The following is a 1,096-nucleotide window of genomic DNA, read 5'->3' on the forward strand; positions in this document are numbered from 1 at the left end:
ATTACTTAGACTCCTTAGCAGCCTTGATTGCGTCGATCATCATCGGAACAACCTTGAACAGGTCGCCGCAGATGCCGTAGTCAGCTACGTCGAAGATCGGAGCGGAATCAGACTTGTTAACTGCTACGATGCACTCGGAATCCTGCATGCCAGCCTTATGCTGGATAGCACCGGAAATGCCCAGAGCAACGTACAGCTTCGGATGTACGGTCTTGCCGGTCTGACCAACCTGGTGGTCAGCAGACAGCCAGCCGGAGTCGATAGCAGCACGGGAACCGCCAACAACGCCGCCGAACAGGCCAGCCAGCTCTTCAGCCAGCTTGATGCCGGTCTCAACGTCCTTGGAGATACCACGGCCTACAGATACAACTACCTCAGCGCCGGTCAGGTCAACCAGCTCCTTAGCTTCCTTAACGACCTCGAGAACCTTGGTCTTGATGTCAGCCTCGGACAGCTCGAAAGCTACCGGCTCAACAACTACTGCGTTAGCCTTAGCCTCGTTGTACTCGCCCTTCTTCAGTACGCCCGGACGAACGGTAGCCATCTGCGGACGGAAGCGCGGGCAGATAATGGTAGCCATCAGGTGACCGCCGAATGCCGGACGGGTCATCTTCAGGTTGCGGTCCTCGCGGTTCAGAGCATCGATCTGAGCCTGCGGCAGAGTGGAAGCATCCTGCAGGAATGCAGCGTACTTCTCTACGTCTACGTCGAGGTGGGTGCAGTCTGCGGTCAGACCGGTGTGCAGGCGAGCTGCGCAGCGCGGGCCGAGGTCACGGCCAATGTTGGTAGCGGCGATCAGCAGGATCTCCGGCTTCTTAGCCATAACGGTGTCGCACAGAACCTTTGCGTATGCATCGGTGGTGTAGGTCTCGAGCAGGTCGCTCTCGCAAACCAGAACCTTGTCAGCGCCGTAAGCGCCCAGTTCCTTTGCCATCTTCTCGCCTACGCCCTTGCCGCCAAGCAGCAGGCCGCAAACTTCAGTGCCCATGTCGTCTGCCAGCTTGCGTGCCTCAGAGATCAGCTCGAGTACGGTCGGCTGCAGCTCGCCCTGGCGCTGCTCACAGAATACCCATACGCCGGAAAAATCGGCGAGGTT

The 1,096-nt window shown here is 58.4% G+C and carries 1 protein-coding gene; it reads right to left on the reverse strand.

Annotation, left to right across the window (positions count from 1 at the left end; genetic code table 11):
* Position 1: 1 nt before the first annotated feature.
* Positions 2-1,096, reverse strand: a 1,095-nt coding sequence (gene acrA / locus DWZ82_RS14900; protein WP_243022967.1) for an acryloyl-CoA reductase electron transfer subunit beta, incomplete at its 5' end; no start/stop codon positions are given.

The sequence above is a fragment of the Butyricicoccus sp. AF35-5AC genome (assembly GCF_003477715.1).
GTDB classification, from domain to species: Bacteria; Bacillota; Clostridia; order Oscillospirales; family Butyricicoccaceae; genus Agathobaculum; species Agathobaculum butyriciproducens.